Below are 18,278 nucleotides of genomic sequence, written 5' to 3' on the forward strand. Positions count from 1 at the left end.
GGGCTCATAACCCGAAGGTCGTCGGTTCAAATCCGGCCCCCGCAACCACTTTCCCATAAAGTTCTTTTTCAAATATACTGTGAAGACTTAGAGCCTTCGTAGCTGGATTTGAAAAATTTCTTTCGGAGAGTGCTCCAGGCCACAGTTGTGGCTATAGGGTTCAGTTATCTAAAGCCCCGATTTATCGGGGTTTTTTGTTATCTGACTACAGAATAACTGGGCTTTACGCCCTTTTTTTATGTCTTGGGGGTGGGCTTGTCCACATTAGAGCAAAAATTAACAGAGATGATTACTGCACCGGTCGAAGCACTGGGCTACGAACTGGTCGGCATCGAATTCGTTCGCGGCCGTACATCGACGCTGCGCATCTATATTGATAGTGAAGATGGCATCAATGTTGATGATTGTGCTGATGTCAGCCACCAGGTGAGTGCGGTTCTTGATGTTGAAGATCCGATTACCGTTGCGTACAACCTGGAAGTTTCCTCACCTGGCCTCGATCGCCCGATGTTCACGGCCGAGCACTATGTGCGCTTTACCGGTGAAGAAGTGGCTCTCGTTCTGCGTATGGCCGTACAGAACCGCCGTAAATGGCAGGGAATTATCAAAGCCGTTGATGGTGAGATGATCACGGTGACAGTCGAAGGCAAAGATGAAGTGTTCGCGCTGAGTAATATCCAGAAGGCGAACCTGGTTCCCCACTTTTAACAGTCTGGATTGAGGTGAAAAGCCCGCGATGAACAAAGAAATTTTGGCTGTTGTTGAAGCCGTCTCCAACGAGAAATCACTGCCGCGTGAGAAGATTTTCGAAGCGCTGGAAAGTGCACTGGCTACAGCAACCAAGAAAAAATACGAGCAAGAGATCGATGTTCGCGTAGAAATCGATCGTAAAAGCGGTGACTTCGATACATTCCGTCGTTGGGTAATCGTTGAAGAAGTGACCCAGCCGACCAAAGAGATCACGCTGGAAGCAGCACGTTTTGAAGACGAGAGTCTGAACGTGGGTGACTACGTTGAAGATCAGATCGAATCTGTGACCTTCGACCGTATCACCACCCAGACCGCCAAGCAGGTTATTGTGCAGAAAGTGCGCGAAGCCGAGCGCGCGCTGGTTGTCGATCAGTTCCGCGATCAGGAAGGCGAAATCATCACCGGCGTGGTGAAAAAAGTGAACCGCGACAACATCTCCCTGGAGATCAAATCCGAAGGGTTGCCGGGTAACGCTGAAGCCGTGATCCTGCGTGAAGATATGCTGCCGCGTGAAAACTTCCGTCCAGGCGACCGTATCCGTGGTGTTCTGTACGCTGTCCGTCCAGAAGCGCGCGGTGCGCAACTGTTCGTGACCCGTTCTAAACCAGAAATGCTGGTTGAACTGTTCCGTATCGAAGTACCGGAAATCGGTGAAGAAGTTATCGAAATTAAAGCGGCGGCTCGCGATCCGGGCTCCCGCGCGAAAATTGCGGTGAAAACCAACGACAAGCGTATCGACCCGGTCGGTGCTTGCGTCGGTATGCGTGGTGCGCGTGTCCAGGCAGTCTCTACTGAGCTGGGCGGCGAACGTATTGATATCGTTCTGTGGGATGACAACCCGGCGCAGTTCGTGATCAACGCAATGGCTCCAGCTGATGTGGCGTCTATCGTTGTTGACGAAGACAAACACACTATGGATATCGCTGTTGAAGCGGGCAACCTGGCGCAGGCAATCGGCCGTAACGGTCAGAACGTACGTCTGGCGTCACAGCTGAGCGGCTGGGAACTCAACGTGATGACCGTTGATGACCTGCAGGCTAAGCATCAGGCTGAAGCCCATGCGGCGATCGATACCTTCACTAAATACCTGGATATTGACGAAGATTTCGCCACTGTTCTGGTTGAAGAAGGTTTCTCTACGCTGGAAGAACTGGCCTATGTGCCAATGAAAGAGCTGCTGGAAATCGACGGTCTGGATGAACCAACCGTTGAAGCCCTGCGTGAACGCGCTAAAAACGCACTGACCACCCTGGCACTGGCTCAGGAAGAAAGCCTTGGCGATAAAAAGCCGGCTGATGACCTGCTGAATCTGGAAGGTCTTGATCGTGCGATTGCGTTCAAGCTGGCTGCCCGTGGTGTTTGTACGCTGGAAGATCTCGCCGAGCAAGGCGTTGATGACCTGGCTGATATCGAAGGTTTAACCGACGAGAAAGCCGGCGAGCTCATCATGGCCGCACGTAATATTTGCTGGTTCGGCGACGAAGCGTAATAAACTGTAGCAGGAAGGAACAGCATGACTGATGTAACTGTAAAATCGCTGGCTGCCGAGATTCAGACCTCCGTGGACCGCCTGGTACAGCAATTTGCTGATGCAGGGATCCCGAAGTCCGCTGATGACTCGGTGACCGCGCAAGAAAAACAAACCTTGTTAACGCACCTGAACCGTGAACACGGCTCTACGCCTGACAAGCTGACGCTGCAGCGCAAAACGCGTAGCACGTTGAATATCCCTGGTACCGGTGGCAAAAGTAAATCGGTACAAATTGAAGTCCGCAAGACGCGCACCTTTGTAAAACGTGATCCGCAAGAGGCAGAACGTCTTGCCGCGGAAGAGCAGGCACAGCGTGAAGCGGAAGAACAAGCTCAGCGTGAAGCGGAAGCAACCGCCAAACGTGAGGCAGAATTAAAAGCTGAACGTGAGGCCGCAGAAAAAGCGAAACGCGACGCAAGTGATAAAGTGAAGCGTGACGCTGCGGAAAAAGACAAAGTGAGCAATCAACAGACAGACGAAATGACCAAAACCGCCCAGGCTGAAAAAGCCCGCCGTGAAAATGAAGCTGCCGAGCTGAAGCGTAAAGCGGAAGAAGAAGCCCGCCGCAAGCTGGAAGAAGAAGCACGTCGTGTGGCTGAAGAAGCGCGCCGTATGGCAGAAGAAAACGAGAAGAACGGTGTTGATACCGCTGAGCAGTCTGAAGATACCAGCGACTATCACGTGACCACTTCTCAGCATGCGCGTCAGGCTGAAGATGACAACGACCGTGAAGTAGAAGGTGGTCGTGGCCGTGGTCGCAATGCGAAAGCGGCGCGTCCGGCGAAGAAAGGCAACAAACACGCTGAGTCTAAAGCTGACCGTGAAGAAGCGCGTGCAGCCGTGCGTGGCGGTAAAGGTGGTAAACAGCGTAAAGGTTCTTCTCTGCAGCAGGGCTTCCAGAAGCCAGCTCAGGCGGTTAACCGTGACGTTGTGATCGGCGAAACCATCACCGTTGGCGAACTGGCAAACAAAATGGCGGTAAAAGGTTCTCAGGTCATCAAAGCGATGATGAAACTGGGCGCTATGGCGACCATCAACCAGGTGATCGACCAGGAAACCGCACAGCTGGTTGCTGAAGAGATGGGCCACAAAGTTATCCTGCGTCGTGAAAACGAACTGGAAGAAGCAGTAATGAGCGACCGTGATACGGGGGCTGCGGCAGAACCGCGCGCACCGGTTGTGACCATCATGGGTCACGTTGACCACGGTAAAACCTCTCTGCTCGACTACATTCGTTCGACGAAAGTGGCCTCCGGTGAAGCGGGTGGTATTACCCAGCACATCGGTGCATACCACGTAGAAACTGACAACGGCATGATCACCTTCCTGGATACCCCAGGCCACGCCGCGTTTACCTCAATGCGTGCTCGTGGTGCGCAGGCGACGGATATCGTTGTTCTGGTTGTTGCTGCAGACGACGGCGTGATGCCACAGACCATCGAAGCTATCCAGCACGCGAAAGCGGCGGGTGTGCCGGTTGTGGTTGCAGTCAACAAGATCGATAAACCAGAAGCGGATCCGGATCGTGTTAAAAACGAACTGTCCCAGTACGGCATCCTGCCGGAAGAGTGGGGCGGCGAAAGCCAGTTCGTACACGTGTCTGCGAAAGCGGGTACCGGTATCGACGATCTGCTGGATGCGATCCTGCTGCAGGCTGAAGTTCTGGAGCTGAAAGCCATCCGTAACGGTATGGCGAGCGGTGCGGTTATCGAATCCTTCCTGGACAAAGGCCGTGGCCCGGTTGCTACCGTTCTGGTTCGTGAAGGTACCCTGCATAAAGGCGATATCGTTCTGTGTGGTTTCGAATACGGTCGCGTGCGTGCGATGCGTAACGAACTGGGTCAGGAAGTGCTGGAAGCCGGTCCGTCCATTCCAGTGGAAATCCTTGGCCTGTCCGGTGTGCCGGCTGCGGGTGACGAAGTGACCGTTGTGCGTGACGAGAAGAAAGCGCGTGAAGTTGCACTGTATCGTCAGGGCAAATTCCGTGAAGTTAAACTGGCTCGTCAGCAGAAATCTAAACTCGAGAACATGTTCGCGAACATGGCTGAAGGCGAAGTTCACGAAGTGAACGTCGTACTGAAAGCTGACGTTCAGGGCTCTGTGGAAGCGATCTCCGACTCCTTACTGAAACTGTCGACTGACGAAGTGAAAGTGAAGATCATCGGTTCTGGTGTCGGTGGTATCACTGAAACCGACGCTACCCTGGCTGCTGCATCCAACGCCATCCTGGTTGGCTTCAACGTGCGTGCTGATGCTTCTGCTCGCCGCGTGATCGAAGCAGAAAGCCTGGATCTGCGTTACTACTCCGTCATCTATAACCTGATCGACGAAGTGAAAGCAGCGATGAGCGGTATGCTGTCGCCTGAGCTGAAACAGCAGATCATCGGTCTGGCTGAAGTACGTGACGTCTTCAAATCACCGAAATTCGGTGCAATCGCGGGCTGTATGGTTACCGAAGGGACCATCAAACGTCACAACCCAATTCGCGTTCTGCGCGATAACGTGGTTATCTATGAAGGCGAGCTGGAATCCCTGCGCCGCTTCAAAGATGACGTTAACGAAGTCCGTAACGGCATGGAATGTGGTATCGGCGTGAAGAACTACAACGACGTTCGCGTAGGCGATATGATCGAAGTGTTCGAGATCATCGAAATCCAGCGTACCATCGCTTAATCTTCGTTAAGATTGCTGATTGTAGGCCGGGTAAGCGAAGCGCCACCCGGCAACTATTTCAAAAGGGGCTTGAATGCCCCTTTTTTGTCTGGAGAATTTATTATGGCGAAAGAGTTTGGTCGCCCACAGCGCGTCGCGCAGGAAATGCAGAAAGAGATCGCCCTCATTCTGCAACGTGAAATTAAAGACCCCCGCGTCGGCATGATGACCACCGTGTCGGGTGTAGAAATGTCCCGCGACCTGGCCTATGCCAAGGTGTTTGTCACTTTCCTGAACGACCAGGACGAAGCGGCAGTGAAAAACGGCATTAAAGCGCTGCAGGAAGCGTCAGGTTTCATCCGCTCTCTGCTCGGCAAAGCAATGCGTCTGCGTATCGTTCCAGAACTGACCTTCTTCTACGACAACTCGCTGGTTGAAGGGATGCGTATGTCCAACCTGGTGACCAGCGTGGTGAAACATGACGACGAGCGTCGTGTTAACCCGGCGGACGACAGCAAGGAGGACTGATGAGTCGTCCTCGTCGTCGTGGTCGCGACGTGCATGGTGTGCTGCTGCTGGATAAACCCCAGGGCGCTTCCAGCAACGACGTGCTGCAAAAAGTGAAGCGCATTTACAACGCCAACCGTGCGGGCCACACTGGCGCGCTCGATCCGCTGGCAACCGGCATGCTGCCGGTCTGCCTGGGAGAGGCGACAAAGTTTTCCCAGTACCTGCTCGACTCCGATAAACGTTACCGCGTTATCGCTAAACTGGGCCAGCGCACGGATACCTCCGATGCCGATGGCCAGGTGGTCGAAGAGCGCCCGGTGACGTTCAGTGCGGAACAGCTTGATGCTGCCCTGGAGAGCTTCCGCGGGGACACGATGCAGGTGCCATCGATGTATTCAGCGCTGAAATATCAGGGAAAAAAACTCTACGAATATGCGCGCCAGGGCATCGACGTCCCGCGTGAAGCCCGTCCGATCACCGTGTATGAGCTGCTCTTTATTCGCCACGAAGGTGATGAGCTGGAACTGGAAGTACACTGTTCGAAAGGCACCTATATTCGTACCATCATCGATGACCTGGGCGAGAAGCTGGGGTGTGGCGCGCATGTGATCTACCTGCGTCGCCTGGCGGTCAGTAAATACCCGGTTGAGCGGATGGTGACCCTGGAACAGCTGCACGCGCTGGTTGAACAGGCACACGCGCAGGGGATAGCGCCGGCCGATTTGCTCGATCCTCTGCTGATGCCGATGGATAGCCCGGCAGCGGATTTCCCGGTGGTTAATCTTCCTTTAACATCGTCCGTTTACTTTAAGAACGGCAACCCGGTTCGTACGGCGCAAGCGCCGCAGGAAGGGCTGGTTCGCGTGACTGAAGGTGACGACGGTAAGTTCATCGGAATGGGCGAAATGGATGGCGAAGGGCGCGTTGCGCCGCGTCGTCTGGTCGTCGAATATCCGGTCGACGCGTGACGGCGATAACGGCTCACCTTGCGATAAGCAGGGGAGACGAGTAGAATATCGCCGCTTAACGCCTGGTGAATTGTTTAACAATCCGCGAGGCGTACATGGGGTCGCTGAATTAGAGATCGGCACCCTTACATTCTTTATACTTTGGAGTTTGAAAATGTCTCTAAGCGTTGAAGCTAAAGCTAAAATCGTTTCTGAGTTTGGTCGTGGTACTAACGACAGCGGTTCTACCGAAGTTCAGGTTGCACTGCTGACTGCACAGATTAACCACCTGCAGGGTCACTTTGCAGAGCACAAAAAAGATCACCACAGCCGTCGTGGTCTGCTGCGTATGGTTTCTCAGCGTCGTAAACTGCTCGACTACCTGAAACGTAAAGATGTTGCACGCTACACCGCGCTGATCGAGCGTCTGGGTCTGCGTCGCTAAGTCTTGCGAGTTTCAGAAAAGGGGGCCTGATGGCCCCTTTTTTCAACCAGACGGCAGCAATTCACTGGAAACTATTGTATTGTTGCTATAAATGATCTTCATTGCAGAGGTTCGCGCGGCTAATGAGAGGCTTCACCCATGGGGGTGTTGGTTGTCATTAGTCGCGAGGATGCGAAGAAGGTCGGGTCAAATCGACAGCACACCGGTGGTGTGCTGTCAAACATTTAAGAAAGGACAGAATTTTGCTGAATCCGATCGTTCGTAAATTCCAGTATGGTCAACATACCGTCACGCTGGAAACCGGTATGATGGCTCGTCAGGCTACTGCTGCCGTTATGGTAAGCATGGATGACACCGCGGTATTCGTTACCGTTGTGGGTCAGAAAAAAGCTAAACCAGGTCAGGACTTCTTCCCACTGACCGTTAACTACCAGGAGCGTACTTACGCTGCCGGTAAAATCCCGGGTGGCTTCTTCCGTCGTGAAGGCCGTCCAAGCGAAGGCGAAACCCTGATCGCGCGTCTGATTGACCGCCCGGTTCGTCCGCTGTTCCCGGAAGGCTTCGTTAACGAAGTTCAGGTTATCGCGACCGTTGTGTCCGTTAACCCACAGGTTAACCCGGACATCGTTGCGATGATCGGTGCATCTGCTGCCCTGTCACTGTCTGGTATTCCATTCAATGGCCCAATCGGTGCGGCGCGCGTGGGTTACATCAACGACCAGTACGTACTGAACCCGACTCAGGAAGAGCTGAAAGAGAGCAAGCTGGACCTGGTGGTTGCCGGTACTGAAGCCGCTGTGCTGATGGTTGAATCCGAAGCTGAACTGCTGAGCGAAGACCAGATGCTGGGCGCTGTGGTCTTCGGCCACGATCAGCAGCAGGTTGTTATCCAGAACATCAACGAACTGGTGAAAGAAGCCGGTAAGCCACGTTGGGACTGGCAGCCTGAAGCAGCAAACGACGCGCTGAACGCACGCGTTGCTGCACTGGCAGAATCTCGCCTGAGCGATGCTTACCGTATCACTGACAAACAGGAGCGTTATGCTCAGGTTGACGTGATCAAAGACGAAACCATCGCCACGCTGGTTGCTGAAGACGAAACGCTGGATGCTAACGAGCTGAGCGAAATTCTGCATGCCATCGAGAAAAACGTGGTGCGTAGCCGCGTGCTGGCAGGTGAGCCACGCATCGATGGCCGTGAAAAAGACATGATCCGTGGTCTGGATGTGCGTACTGGCGTGCTGCCACGTACTCACGGTTCTGCGCTGTTCACCCGTGGTGAAACGCAGGCGCTGGTAACTGCGACGCTGGGTACTGCACGTGACGCACAGATCATCGACGAACTGATGGGCGAGCGCACTGACAGCTTCCTGTTCCACTATAACTTCCCTCCGTACTCCGTTGGTGAAACCGGTATGGTTGGCTCGCCGAAGCGTCGTGAAATTGGTCACGGTCGTCTGGCGAAGCGCGGCGTGCTGGCTGTGATGCCAGATGCGGACAAATTCCCGTACACCGTCCGTGTGGTTTCTGAAATCACCGAATCCAACGGTTCTTCTTCTATGGCTTCCGTATGTGGTGCCTCTCTGGCGCTGATGGATGCAGGCGTGCCAATCAAAGCCGCCGTTGCGGGTATCGCAATGGGTCTGGTGAAAGAAGGCGACAACTATGTTGTTCTGTCTGACATTCTGGGCGACGAAGACCACCTGGGCGATATGGACTTCAAAGTGGCGGGTTCCCGCGACGGTATCTCTGCGCTGCAGATGGATATCAAAATTGAAGGTATCACCAAAGAGATCATGCAGGTTGCTCTGAACCAGGCTAAAGGTGCACGTCTGCACATCCTGAGCGTGATGGAACAGGCGATTAACGCGCCGCGTGGTGATATCTCTGAATTCGCTCCGCGCATTCACACCATCAAGATCAATCCAGACAAGATCAAAGATGTTATCGGTAAGGGCGGTTCCGTTATCCGTGCGCTGACCGAAGAGACAGGCACCACGATCGAAATCGAAGATGACGGTACTGTGAAAATTGCAGCAACCGACGGCGAGAAAGCGAAATTCGCGATCCGTCGTATCGAAGAGATCACCGCAGAAATCGAAGTGGGCCGTATCTACAGTGGTAAAGTGACCCGTATCGTTGACTTTGGCGCATTTGTTGCCATCGGTGGCGGTAAAGAAGGTCTGGTTCACATCTCTCAGATCGCTGACAAGCGCGTTGAGAAAGTGACCGATTACCTGCAGATGGGTCAGGAAGTACCGGTTAAAGTTCTGGAAGTTGATCGCCAGGGCCGTATCCGTCTGAGCATTAAAGAAGCAACTGAGCAGTCTCAGCCAGCTGCTGCGCCTGAAGCACAGGCTGCAGAACAGCAAGGCGAGTAAGTTGCGATTTGCCCTCCGCTTCGCGGAGGGCCTGGTATCAGGCAGGACGCCTTGTTAAGCCGCCGGGGGACAGGACGTTCATCCAATAGTTGTCTTCGGGAGTGGGAAATGAAGCCTTTTTTGCGCTGGTGTTTCGTTGCGACAGCTTTAACGCTGGCAGGATGCAGCAACTCTGCCTGGGGTAAGAGCGAAGTCCTCGCAGTGCCATTGCAACCGACTTTGCAGCAGGAAGTGATTCTGGCACGCATGGAACAAATACTTGCCAGTCGGGCTTTAACCGATGACGAACGCGCACAGCTTTTATATGAGCGCGGAGTGTTGTATGATAGTCTTGGTCTGAGGGCATTAGCGCGGAATGATTTTTCACAAGCGCTGGCTATCCGACCTGATATGCCTGAAGTATTCAATTACTTAGGCATTTATTTAACGCAGGCAGGCAATTTTGATGCTGCCTATGAAGCGTTTGATTCTGTACTTGAGCTTGATCCAACTTACAACTACGCGCACTTGAATCGCGGTATCGCATTGTATTACGGCGGTCGTGATAAGTTAGCGCAAGATGATCTGCTGGCGTTTTATCAAGACGATCCTAATGATCCTTTCCGTAGCCTGTGGCTTTACATCGTTGAGCAGAAGCTCGATGAGAAGCAGGCAAAAGAGGCACTGAAACAGCGCTTCGATAAATCGGACAAGGAACAGTGGGGATGGAACATTGTCGAGTTCTACCTGGGCAACATTAGCGAAGCAACGCTGATGGAACGCCTCAAGGCGGACGCAACGGATAACACCTCGCCCGCTGAGCATCTCAGTGAAACCAACTTCTATTTAGGTAAGTACTACCTAAGTCTGGGGGATAAGGACAGCGCTACGGCACTGTTCAAATTAGCGGTTGCTAACAACGTACACAACTTCGTTGAGCACCGTTATGCATTGTTGGAATTATCGCTCTTGGGCCAGGAGCAAGACGACCTGGCAGAATCGGACCAGCAATAGCTGACGACATAAACATCAGCCCGTAATCTTTTGATTGCCATCACCTTAACTGGTGAGGGCGTTGTTGTTCGTCAATACACCTACTTTGAGCCGGTTCACACTTTTCAATGAAAATTGCTAATCATTTTCACGATGAGCTAAGTAGACTGGCCGCCATTGACATTGAGGCACTCGTACTACATGGCTGAATTCGAAACCACTTTTGCAGATCTGGGCCTGAAGGCTCCTATCCTTGAAGCCCTTAACGATCTGGGTTACGAAAAACCATCTCCGATCCAGGCTGAGTGTATCCCACACCTGCTTTCTGGTCGTGACGTGCTGGGCATGGCCCAGACTGGTAGCGGTAAAACTGCAGCGTTCTCGCTGCCGCTGCTGAACAACATTGATCCGGACCTGCGTGCACCGCAGATCCTCGTCCTGGCTCCAACCCGTGAACTGGCTGTTCAGGTTGCTGAAGCCATGACGGAATTCTCTAAACATATGCGCGGCGTAAACGTGGTAGCCCTGTACGGCGGCCAGCGTTATGACGTGCAGTTACGCGCCCTGCGCCAGGGCCCACAGATTGTTGTCGGTACGCCGGGCCGTCTGCTGGATCACCTGAAGCGCGGTACGCTGGATCTCTCTAAACTGAGCGGTCTGGTACTGGACGAAGCCGATGAAATGCTGCGTATGGGCTTCATCGAAGACGTCGAAACTATCATGGCGCAGATCCCGGACGGTCATCAGACCGCGCTGTTCTCTGCCACCATGCCTGAAGCTATCCGTCGCATTACCCGCCGCTTCATGAAAGAGCCGCAGGAAGTGCGTATTCAGTCCAGCGTGACGACTCGCCCGGACATCAGCCAGAGCTACTGGTCTGTGTACGGCATGCGTAAAAACGAAGCGCTGGTTCGCTTCCTGGAAGCGGAAGATTTTGATGCGGCAATCATCTTCGTTCGTACCAAAAACGCGACCCTGGAAGTGGCTGAAGCCCTGGAGCGTAGCGGCTACAACAGCGCAGCGCTGAACGGCGACATGAACCAGGCCCTGCGTGAGCAGACGCTGGAGCGTCTGAAAGACGGTCGTCTGGATATCCTGATTGCAACTGACGTGGCAGCACGTGGCCTGGACGTTGAGCGTATCAGCCTGGTGGTTAACTACGACATCCCGATGGATTCCGAGTCTTACGTTCACCGTATCGGTCGTACCGGTCGTGCGGGTCGTGCGGGCCGTGCGCTGCTGTTCGTTGAGAACCGCGAGCGTCGTCTGCTGCGTAATATCGAACGCACCATGAAGCTGACCATCCCAGAAGCCGATCTGCCAAACGCAGAGCTGCTGGGCAAACGCCGTCTGGAAAAGTTCGCCGCGAAAGTCCAGCAGCAGCTGGAAAGCAGCGATCTGGATCAGTACCGTGCGCTGCTGTCCCAGATCCAGCCTGTTGCTGAAGGCGAAGAGCTGGACATGGAAACCCTGGCTGCAGCACTGCTGAAAATGGCGCAGGGCGAACGTAGCCTGATCGTGCCGCCAGATGCGCCGATGCGTCCTAAGCGTGAATTCCGTGACCGTGACGATCGTTTCGAACGTCGTGGCGACCGTAACGATCGTGGCCCACGTGGCGACCGTCCAGAGCGTGGTGGTGAAGACCGTCCACGTCGTGAACGTCGCGATGCGGGTGATATGGAGCTGTACCGCATTGAAGTGGGCCGTGATGATGGCGTTGAAGTGCGTCACATCGTTGGCGCGATCGCCAACGAAGGCGACATCAGCAGCCGTTATATCGGTAACATCAAGCTGTTCGCATCCCACTCTACCATTGAGCTGCCAAAAGGCATGCCGGGTGAAGTACTGCAGCACTTTACGCGTACTCGCATCCTGAACAAGCCGATGAACATGCAGCTGCTGGGCGATGCACAGCCACGTCCTGACCGTGGCGGCGAACGTCGTGGCGGTGGTCGCGGTTTCGGTGGCGAGCGTCGTGAAGGTGGTCGCAGCGAAGGTCGCGGTGGTGAAGGTCGTCGTTTCTCCGGCGAGCGTCGCGAAAACCGTGGCCCACGTCGTGAAGAAGGCACCAGCCGTCGTCGTTTCGGTGACGCGTAAGCCTTGCACTTCTGACGTAAAGTAAAATATACAGCCCCGATAGACGCTATCGGGGCTTTTTTTATTCCCTTTGTACTCTTGTACTGGTACAGTGCGTCACATTAAAATGCAGAACCGCATGATTGACTGGAGAAAAGGCTGTATGGCGACACTAACCACCACCCAAACGTCACCTTCGCTGCTTGGCGGCGTGGTGATCATCGGCGGAACCATTATAGGTGCCGGGATGTTTTCCCTGCCCGTGGTCATGTCCGGTGCGTGGTTCTTCTGGTCGCTGGCCGCACTGGTCTTTACCTGGTTCTGTATGCTTCATTCCGGGTTGATGATCCTCGAAGCCAACCTGAACTACCGCATTGGCGCGAGCTTCGACACCATCACCAAAGATCTGTTAGGCAAAGGATGGAACCTGGTCAATGGACTCTCCATCGCGTTTGTCCTGTACATCCTGACCTACGCCTACATTTCGGCGAGCGGCTCGATTCTGCATCATACCTTCTCGGAGATGTCGCTGAACGTTCCGGCGCGTCTGGCAGGATTGTGCTTTGCACTGGGCGTGGCGTTTATCGTCTGGATGAGTACCAAAGCGGTGAGCCGGATGACGGCCATTGTACTGGGCGCAAAGGTGATCACCTTCTTCCTGACGTTCGGCAGCCTGCTGGGGCACGTCACGCCGGCAACGCTGTTTAATGTCGCCGAAGTGAACACCTCGTATACGCCGTATTTGCTGATGACGCTGCCGTTCTGTCTGGCTTCGTTTGGCTACCACGGTAATGTGCCGAGCCTGATGAAGTACTACGGCAAAGATCCGCGCACTATCGTGAAATGTCTGGTCTACGGTACGCTGCTGGCGCTGGGGCTGTATGTCATCTGGCTGCTGGGAACCATGGGCAACATCCCGCGTCCGGAATTTATTGGCATTGCACAGAAGGGCGGTAACATTGATGTGCTGGTGCAGGCGCTGAGTGGCGTTCTGAACAGCCGCAGTCTGGATCTGCTGCTGGTGGTGTTCTCCAACTTTGCGGTGGCAAGCTCGTTCCTCGGCGTGACGCTGGGCCTGTTTGACTACCTGGCAGATCTGTTTGGCTTCGATGACTCCGCGATGGGACGCTTCAAAACTGCGCTGCTGACCTTCCTGCCTCCAGTCGCGGGTGGCCTGCTGTGGCCGAACGGCTTCCTGTACGCCATCGGCTATGCCGGTCTGGCGGCGACCATCTGGGCGGCAATTGTGCCGGCGCTGCTGGCCCGAAAATCACGTCAACGCTTCGGCAGCCCTAAATTCCGCGTCTGGGGCGGCAAACCGATGATTGTACTGATTCTGGTATTTGGTGTGGGTAACGCGCTGGTTCACGTGCTGTCGAGTTTTAACCTGTTGCCTGTGTATCAGTAAGTTTTTGTGCCGGATGGCGGCTACGCCTTATCCGGCCTACGCGATCCCGTAGGCCCGGTAAGCGAAGCGCCACCGGGCAAAAGGGCTACCCCACCAACTCCTCTTTCACCTGCATCGCCAGCTCAAAGGAGTGCAAACGCGCCTGGTGATCGAAGATCTGGCCGTTAACCATAATCTCATCGGCCTGCGTCTCACGCAGCACCGCTTCCAGCCCGTGACGCACCTTCGCTTTATCACCCACCAGTGACATGCTCAGCGCCTGTTGAACACCATACTGCTCGGAGGCTGACCAGAGCTGATGCATATTTTCCACTGGCGGCGGAAGCTGGCCCGTCTCACCACGACGCAGCTTCACAAACGCCTGCTGCATAGAGGTAAACAGGAATTCTGCGTCGCGATTGCTGTCGGCGGCAATGATGTTGATACACACCATCGCGTACGGTTTCTCCAGACGCTCAGACGGTTTGAAATGGGTGCGGTAGAGATGCAGCGCCTGATGCAGCATATCCGGCGCGAAGTGCGAGGCAAACGCAAACGGCAGCCCCAGCTGTGCGGCAAGCTGCGCGCTATACAGACTTGAGCCTAACAGCCAGACCGGGATCTTCTCACCATAACCGGGTACCGGGCGCACGTGCGGGTTCGGGTCTCGCGCATCGAACCAGTCCACCAGTTCCGCCACGTCGCGCGGGAAGTTGTCGATATCGCCGCTCATATGGCGGCGCAGGGCGCGCATGGTAGGCTGGTCACTCCCCGGCGCACGGCCAAGCCCTAAATCTATACGGCCCGGATAGAGCGTATTCAGCGTGCCAAACTGCTCGGCAATCACCAGCGGGGCGTGGTTAGGCAGCATCACGCCGCCGGACCCCAGGTGCAGGGTGGTCGTATTTGCCGCCAGATAGCCAATCAGAACCGAGGTTGCCGCACTGGCGATGCCGACCATGTTGTGGTGCTCGGCCAGCCAGTAACGGTGATAGCCACGTTTTTCGGCCAGACGAGCGAGATCGAGCGAGTGCGAAAAGGCTTCTCGTGCCGAGGAGCCTTGAGGGATCGGCGCCAGATCCAGCACCGAAAACGGAAGGGTTTTGTCAGTCATAACAGCTCACTTTGTCGACGGTCAATCATTAATAGTGCATTAAAAAATGATAACCGTTGTTAACAAAGTGAGCCTTTTTTAGGCCTGCAGCTCCAGCCCGGCGAGACGTCGCCAGTAGCCGTTGCAGTCGCTATTAGCCTGCAGCGCCAGCGGCGCGGCACCGTTTTCATTGGCGCGGAAGGCGTCCAGCATCGCGAACACGCCGTTATCGAGCGGCGACAGGCGCACCATATCTACCAGCCCATCCATCGACGTCAGCTCGTTGCCCAGGTTATAGACATAGCCGCTCATGGTCTGAATGCCGTTCAGGACAAACACCTGCTGATTCTCCTGCGACAGCATGCTGCGCCCGTTCGGGTACTTAATGCAGCAGGTTTCGCACTCGTCTTTCGGACGGTCTTCCGAGCGCGCGGTAAAGCAGCGGGCGGAATAGGCCAGCGGCAGATGCCCGTAGCTCAGCACTTCCACTTCAAACTTGTTGCGAATGCCCAGCTCTTCGCACTGCGTGAGCAGGTTTGCCAGCCAGTCGCGGGAGAGCTCAACCGGCATGCACCAGCGCGTCATTCCCTGTTTCAGCAACAGGCGCAGGGTCACTGCGTTATAGCAGTTCAGCGCATGACCCGCGACAAACGGCAGCCTGCGTTCGGCGCACATGTTCACCACGCCGAGATCGCTCGCTTCCAGCAGGAACTCGCCGTTCTCCACGTAGCGCTTTAGCTCGCCCAGTTCAGAAGCGGCCTGTACCAGGGCGAGCGTCGAAAGCACAACCTGTTTGCCGCTTCCGGCGAGGGTTTTCGCCATCTCCAGCCAGTCGCCCACTTTGGTGGCCCGGCGCTTGCTGCACACCGCTTCGCCGAGGTAAATCACATCGGCGCTGCTGCTGGCGGCCTGTTGATAAAAGTCTTCCAGCGTCTCTTTTGGCCAGTAGTAGAGTACGGGCCCTAATGAATATTTCATGATTTTCTCACTGCCATTTACGGTGATACGCGCCCAGCGTTGTTTGCGTGCCTTCAGACATCGACCCCAGCGTCTCCATCCATGCCGGCTGCGGGGCGTAGTGCTGCGGGTCCGCCATGCAGCGATCGATGGCCTGACGCCAGACTTTCGCAACCTGGCTCACGTAGGCCGGGCTGCGCTGGCGACCTTCGATTTTCACCGAGGCAATATTGGCCGCCAGCAGTTCCGGCAGCAGCGCCAGCGTGTTGAGGCTGGTGGGCTCTTCCAGCGCGTGGTAACGCTGGCCGTCGACCAGATAGCGCCCTTTACAGAGGGTTGGATAACCGGCGTTTTCGCCGTCCTGATAGCGGTCGATTAGCACCTCATTCAGACGAGACTCCAGCCCCTGCGGCGTTTGCTGCCAGCGAACAAAGCGGGCAGGGGAGCAGGCCCCGACGGTATTGGGTGATTCACCGGTTAAATAGGAGGAGAGATAGCAACGGCCTTCAGCCATGATGCACAGGCTGCCAAAGGCAAAAACTTCCAGCGGCACTGGCGTGACGCGCGCGAGTTGCTTAACCTGATGAATAGAGAGTACGCGTGGCAGCACCACGCGGGCTACGTCAAAGTTTCGGTGATAAAAACGTACGGCCTCTTCGTTGGTGGCAGATGCCTGAACAGAGACGTGGCGCTCAATATGGGGGTAGCGTTCTGCCGCATACTCAAGCATGGCGAGGTCGGCCAGAATCAGCGCATCGGCACCCAGCTGTGCGGCCATATCCACCGCGCGCTGCCAGCGGGCGTAGCCGTCAGGATGGGCAAAGGTATTAATGGCGATGTGCAGTTTGCGGCGGTGCTGGTGAACGAAGTTAACGGCTTCCTGAAGCTTTTTCTCCGTAAAGTTGAGGCCAGCAAAATGGCGGGCGTTAGTATCATCTTTCAGCCCGATATAGACCGCATCGGCCCCATTTTCGATGGCCGCCTTAAGCGCCGGAAGGTTTCCGGCTGGGCAGAGCAGCTCCATAATTTATCCTGATGTAGTCGATCGCAAAAATGTTAACGAGCTGGGATTTTAATTAACCCATACGCGACAATTTTTGATTTAAGGCAGCTAATGGCGTATTGATGGCACCAATAATGAGCGTCACCGGACGACGGTTTGTTGATTTACGCCGCTATGTTATGTGCCGGATATGGCAAAATAGCGGGACTATAGCTATCAGGGAGTAAAGCTCGTGCTGGATAAACTGCGTTCACGTCTCGTACAATTTGGTCCATCAATGCTGAGCGTGCCGGTAAAACTGGCGCCGTTCGCGCTTAAACGTCAGGTGCTGGAGCAGGTCCTGAGCTGGCAGTTCCGTCAGGCGTTGCAGGATGGCGAGCTGGAGTTCCTGGAAGGACGCTGGTTAAGCATCGACGTGCGTGACATCGGGCTGCGCTGGTTTACCTCGGTTGAGAATGACCAGCTGATCGTACGCGAATCCGCTGACGCGGACGTGAGCTTCAGCGCCAACGCCAGCGATCTGCTGATGATTGCCGCGCGTAAGCAGGATCCGGATACGCTCTTCTTCCAGCGCCGTCTGGTGATTGAAGGCGATACGGAGCTGGGCCTGTATGTGAAAAATTTAATGGATGCCATTGAGCTGGAGCAGATGCCGAAAGCGCTGCGCGTGATGTTAATGCAAATGGCAGATTTCGTTGAGGCCGGGCTGACAACCCCGCCGGACAGTAAACACACTTCAGTAGGTGAGCCATGCTGATTCGAGTCGAAATTGGGATTGATGCGCCGGGGATTGATGCGTTGCTGCGACGTTCTTTTGAGAGCGATGCCGAAGCCCAACTGGTCCACGATCTCCGCGAAGACGGCCTGATTACGCTGGGGCTGGTTGCCACCGATGACGAAGGTCAGGTGGTGGGCTATGTGGCCTTCAGTCCGGTCAGCGTTCAGGGCGAAGAGCTCCAGTGGGTAGGAATGGCACCGCTGGCGGTGGATGAACGCTATCGTGGGCAGGGTCTGGCGCGCCAGCTGGTCTATGAAGGGCTGGATTCACTGAATGAGTTCGGTTACGCGGCCGTTGTCACGCTGGGCGATCCCGCGTTTTATGGCCGTTTAGGCTTTGAACAGGCCGCGCATTACGATCTTCGCTGCCGCTGGCCGGGCACCGAATCCGCCTTCCAGGTTCATCGTCTGGCGGACGACGCGCTCAACGGCGTGCATGGCCTGGTAGAATACCACGACCATTTTAATCGCTTTTAAGCAGGCTCTCGCGTAGCGCCTCAAAAGAGCCGTCTCCGGTCACGAGGCGCTCTTTCTGGCGCTTCGTCAGCTGTTTAATGCGGTATTCCAGCCTCAGCGCCAGGGAACGCTCGCCCACGGCGGCTGAAAATGCCAGCTGCAATTCCCCTTTCCCCCGCAGCGCCTTTGCGCCTTTCCCCGTTTGATGTTGTAAAAAACGCCGCGCCACATCGGTGGTGATCCCGGTGTAGAGGGCATTATCAGCGGTTCGGACAAGATAGAGAAACCAGCACACGGTAAACAGATTCAGTATGTTAAGGTGAACGCACCATAGCATGAGA

General features: G+C 55.2%; 17 protein-coding genes. 13 read left to right on the forward strand and 4 right to left on the reverse strand.

Annotation, left to right across the window (positions count from 1 at the left end; translation table 11 throughout):
• Positions 1–255: 255 nt before the first annotated feature.
• The 11 genes from rimP to mtr all read left to right on the forward strand — a co-directional run bounded on the left by rimP (position 256) and on the right by mtr (position 13,672).
• The gene (rimP, locus tag LDK53_RS17110; RefSeq protein ID WP_014833432.1) at positions 256–708 is read left to right on the forward strand and encodes a ribosome maturation factor RimP; all 453 of its coding nucleotides are present in this window, start codon (positions 256–258) and stop codon (positions 706–708) included.
• Between the two features lie 28 nt (positions 709–736).
• Entirely contained in the window at positions 737–2,239 is a 1,503-nt protein-coding gene (gene nusA / locus LDK53_RS17115; RefSeq protein WP_003861798.1) for a transcription termination factor NusA, read from the forward strand.
• Between the two features lie 24 nt (positions 2,240–2,263).
• Entirely contained in the window at positions 2,264–4,954 is a 2,691-nt protein-coding gene (gene infB / locus LDK53_RS17120) for a translation initiation factor IF-2 (protein ID WP_025756714.1), read from the forward strand.
• 102 nt (positions 4,955–5,056) lie between these two features.
• The gene (gene rbfA / locus LDK53_RS17125; protein ID WP_003024988.1) at positions 5,057–5,461 is read left to right on the forward strand and encodes a 30S ribosome-binding factor RbfA; all 405 of its coding nucleotides are present in this window, start codon (positions 5,057–5,059) and stop codon (positions 5,459–5,461) included.
• Positions 5,461–6,411, forward strand: a complete 951-nt coding sequence (truB, locus tag LDK53_RS17130; protein ID WP_025756715.1) for a tRNA pseudouridine(55) synthase TruB — start codon at positions 5,461–5,463, stop codon at positions 6,409–6,411. Before rbfA ends, truB begins: the two co-directional genes overlap by 1 nt.
• A gap of 154 nt (positions 6,412–6,565) precedes the next feature.
• Complete coding sequence (gene rpsO, locus LDK53_RS17135) at positions 6,566–6,835, forward strand: 30S ribosomal protein S15 (RefSeq protein WP_003861789.1); 270 nt, start codon at positions 6,566–6,568, stop codon at positions 6,833–6,835.
• A 242-nt stretch (positions 6,836–7,077) separates the two neighbouring features.
• A complete protein-coding gene (gene pnp / locus LDK53_RS17140) occupies positions 7,078–9,216 on the forward strand; it encodes a polyribonucleotide nucleotidyltransferase (RefSeq protein WP_025756716.1) in 2,139 nt (712 codons plus the stop codon).
• 108 nt (positions 9,217–9,324) lie between these two features.
• A complete protein-coding gene (nlpI, locus tag LDK53_RS17145; protein ID WP_225287651.1) occupies positions 9,325–10,209 on the forward strand; it encodes a lipoprotein NlpI in 885 nt (294 codons plus the stop codon).
• 107 nt (positions 10,210–10,316) lie between these two features.
• Positions 10,317–10,397: a protein YrbN gene (yrbN, locus tag LDK53_RS23070; RefSeq protein WP_100122156.1), complete on the forward strand. Its 81-nt coding sequence runs from the start codon at positions 10,317–10,319 to the stop codon at positions 10,395–10,397.
• On the forward strand, positions 10,390–12,285 hold the full coding sequence (locus LDK53_RS17155; RefSeq protein WP_025756718.1) for a DEAD/DEAH family ATP-dependent RNA helicase: 1,896 nt from the start codon (positions 10,390–10,392) through the stop codon (positions 12,283–12,285). Before yrbN ends, LDK53_RS17155 begins: the two co-directional genes overlap by 8 nt.
• Positions 12,286–12,427: 142 nt before the next feature.
• Positions 12,428–13,672, forward strand: a complete 1,245-nt coding sequence (gene mtr, locus LDK53_RS17160; protein WP_095450612.1) for a tryptophan permease — start codon at positions 12,428–12,430, stop codon at positions 13,670–13,672.
• An 85-nt stretch (positions 13,673–13,757) separates the two neighbouring features.
• Here mtr and LDK53_RS17165 read toward each other — a convergent pair whose 3' ends face one another.
• The 3 genes from LDK53_RS17165 to ubiU form a co-directional block, all read right to left on the reverse strand.
• Positions 13,758–14,765, reverse strand: a complete 1,008-nt coding sequence (locus LDK53_RS17165) for a luciferase-like monooxygenase (RefSeq protein ID WP_095442078.1) — start codon at positions 14,763–14,765, stop codon at positions 13,758–13,760.
• Positions 14,766–14,843: 78 nt separating this feature from the next.
• Entirely contained in the window at positions 14,844–15,722 is an 879-nt protein-coding gene (locus tag LDK53_RS17170; protein ID WP_225287652.1) for a U32 family peptidase, read from the reverse strand.
• 7 nt (positions 15,723–15,729) lie between these two features.
• Entirely contained in the window at positions 15,730–16,725 is a 996-nt protein-coding gene (gene ubiU / locus LDK53_RS17175) for a ubiquinone anaerobic biosynthesis protein UbiU (protein ID WP_059385413.1), read from the reverse strand.
• A 211-nt stretch (positions 16,726–16,936) separates the two neighbouring features.
• Here ubiU and ubiT point away from each other — a divergent pair, with 211 nt between their 5' ends.
• Together ubiT and LDK53_RS17185 are read left to right on the forward strand one after the other, a co-directional pair.
• The gene (ubiT, locus tag LDK53_RS17180; protein WP_025756723.1) at positions 16,937–17,461 is read left to right on the forward strand and encodes a ubiquinone anaerobic biosynthesis accessory factor UbiT; all 525 of its coding nucleotides are present in this window, start codon (positions 16,937–16,939) and stop codon (positions 17,459–17,461) included.
• Positions 17,455–17,958 carry a GNAT family N-acetyltransferase gene (locus tag LDK53_RS17185; RefSeq protein ID WP_225287653.1) on the forward strand — a complete coding sequence of 168 codons (504 nt, stop codon included), beginning with the start codon at positions 17,455–17,457 and terminating at the stop codon, positions 17,956–17,958. The genes ubiT and LDK53_RS17185 overlap by 7 nt, the downstream gene beginning before the upstream one ends.
• On the opposite strand, the gene LDK53_RS17190 is transcribed toward LDK53_RS17185, so the two are convergent.
• The gene (locus LDK53_RS17190) at positions 17,945–18,274 is read right to left on the reverse strand and encodes a GIY-YIG nuclease family protein (RefSeq protein ID WP_225287664.1); all 330 of its coding nucleotides are present in this window, start codon (positions 18,272–18,274) and stop codon (positions 17,945–17,947) included. The genes LDK53_RS17185 and LDK53_RS17190 overlap by 14 nt on opposite strands.
• Positions 18,275–18,278: the final 4 nt, after the last annotated feature.

The organism is Enterobacter sp. K16B, from assembly GCF_020216105.1.
Classification (GTDB): domain Bacteria; phylum Pseudomonadota; class Gammaproteobacteria; order Enterobacterales; family Enterobacteriaceae; genus Enterobacter; species Enterobacter sichuanensis.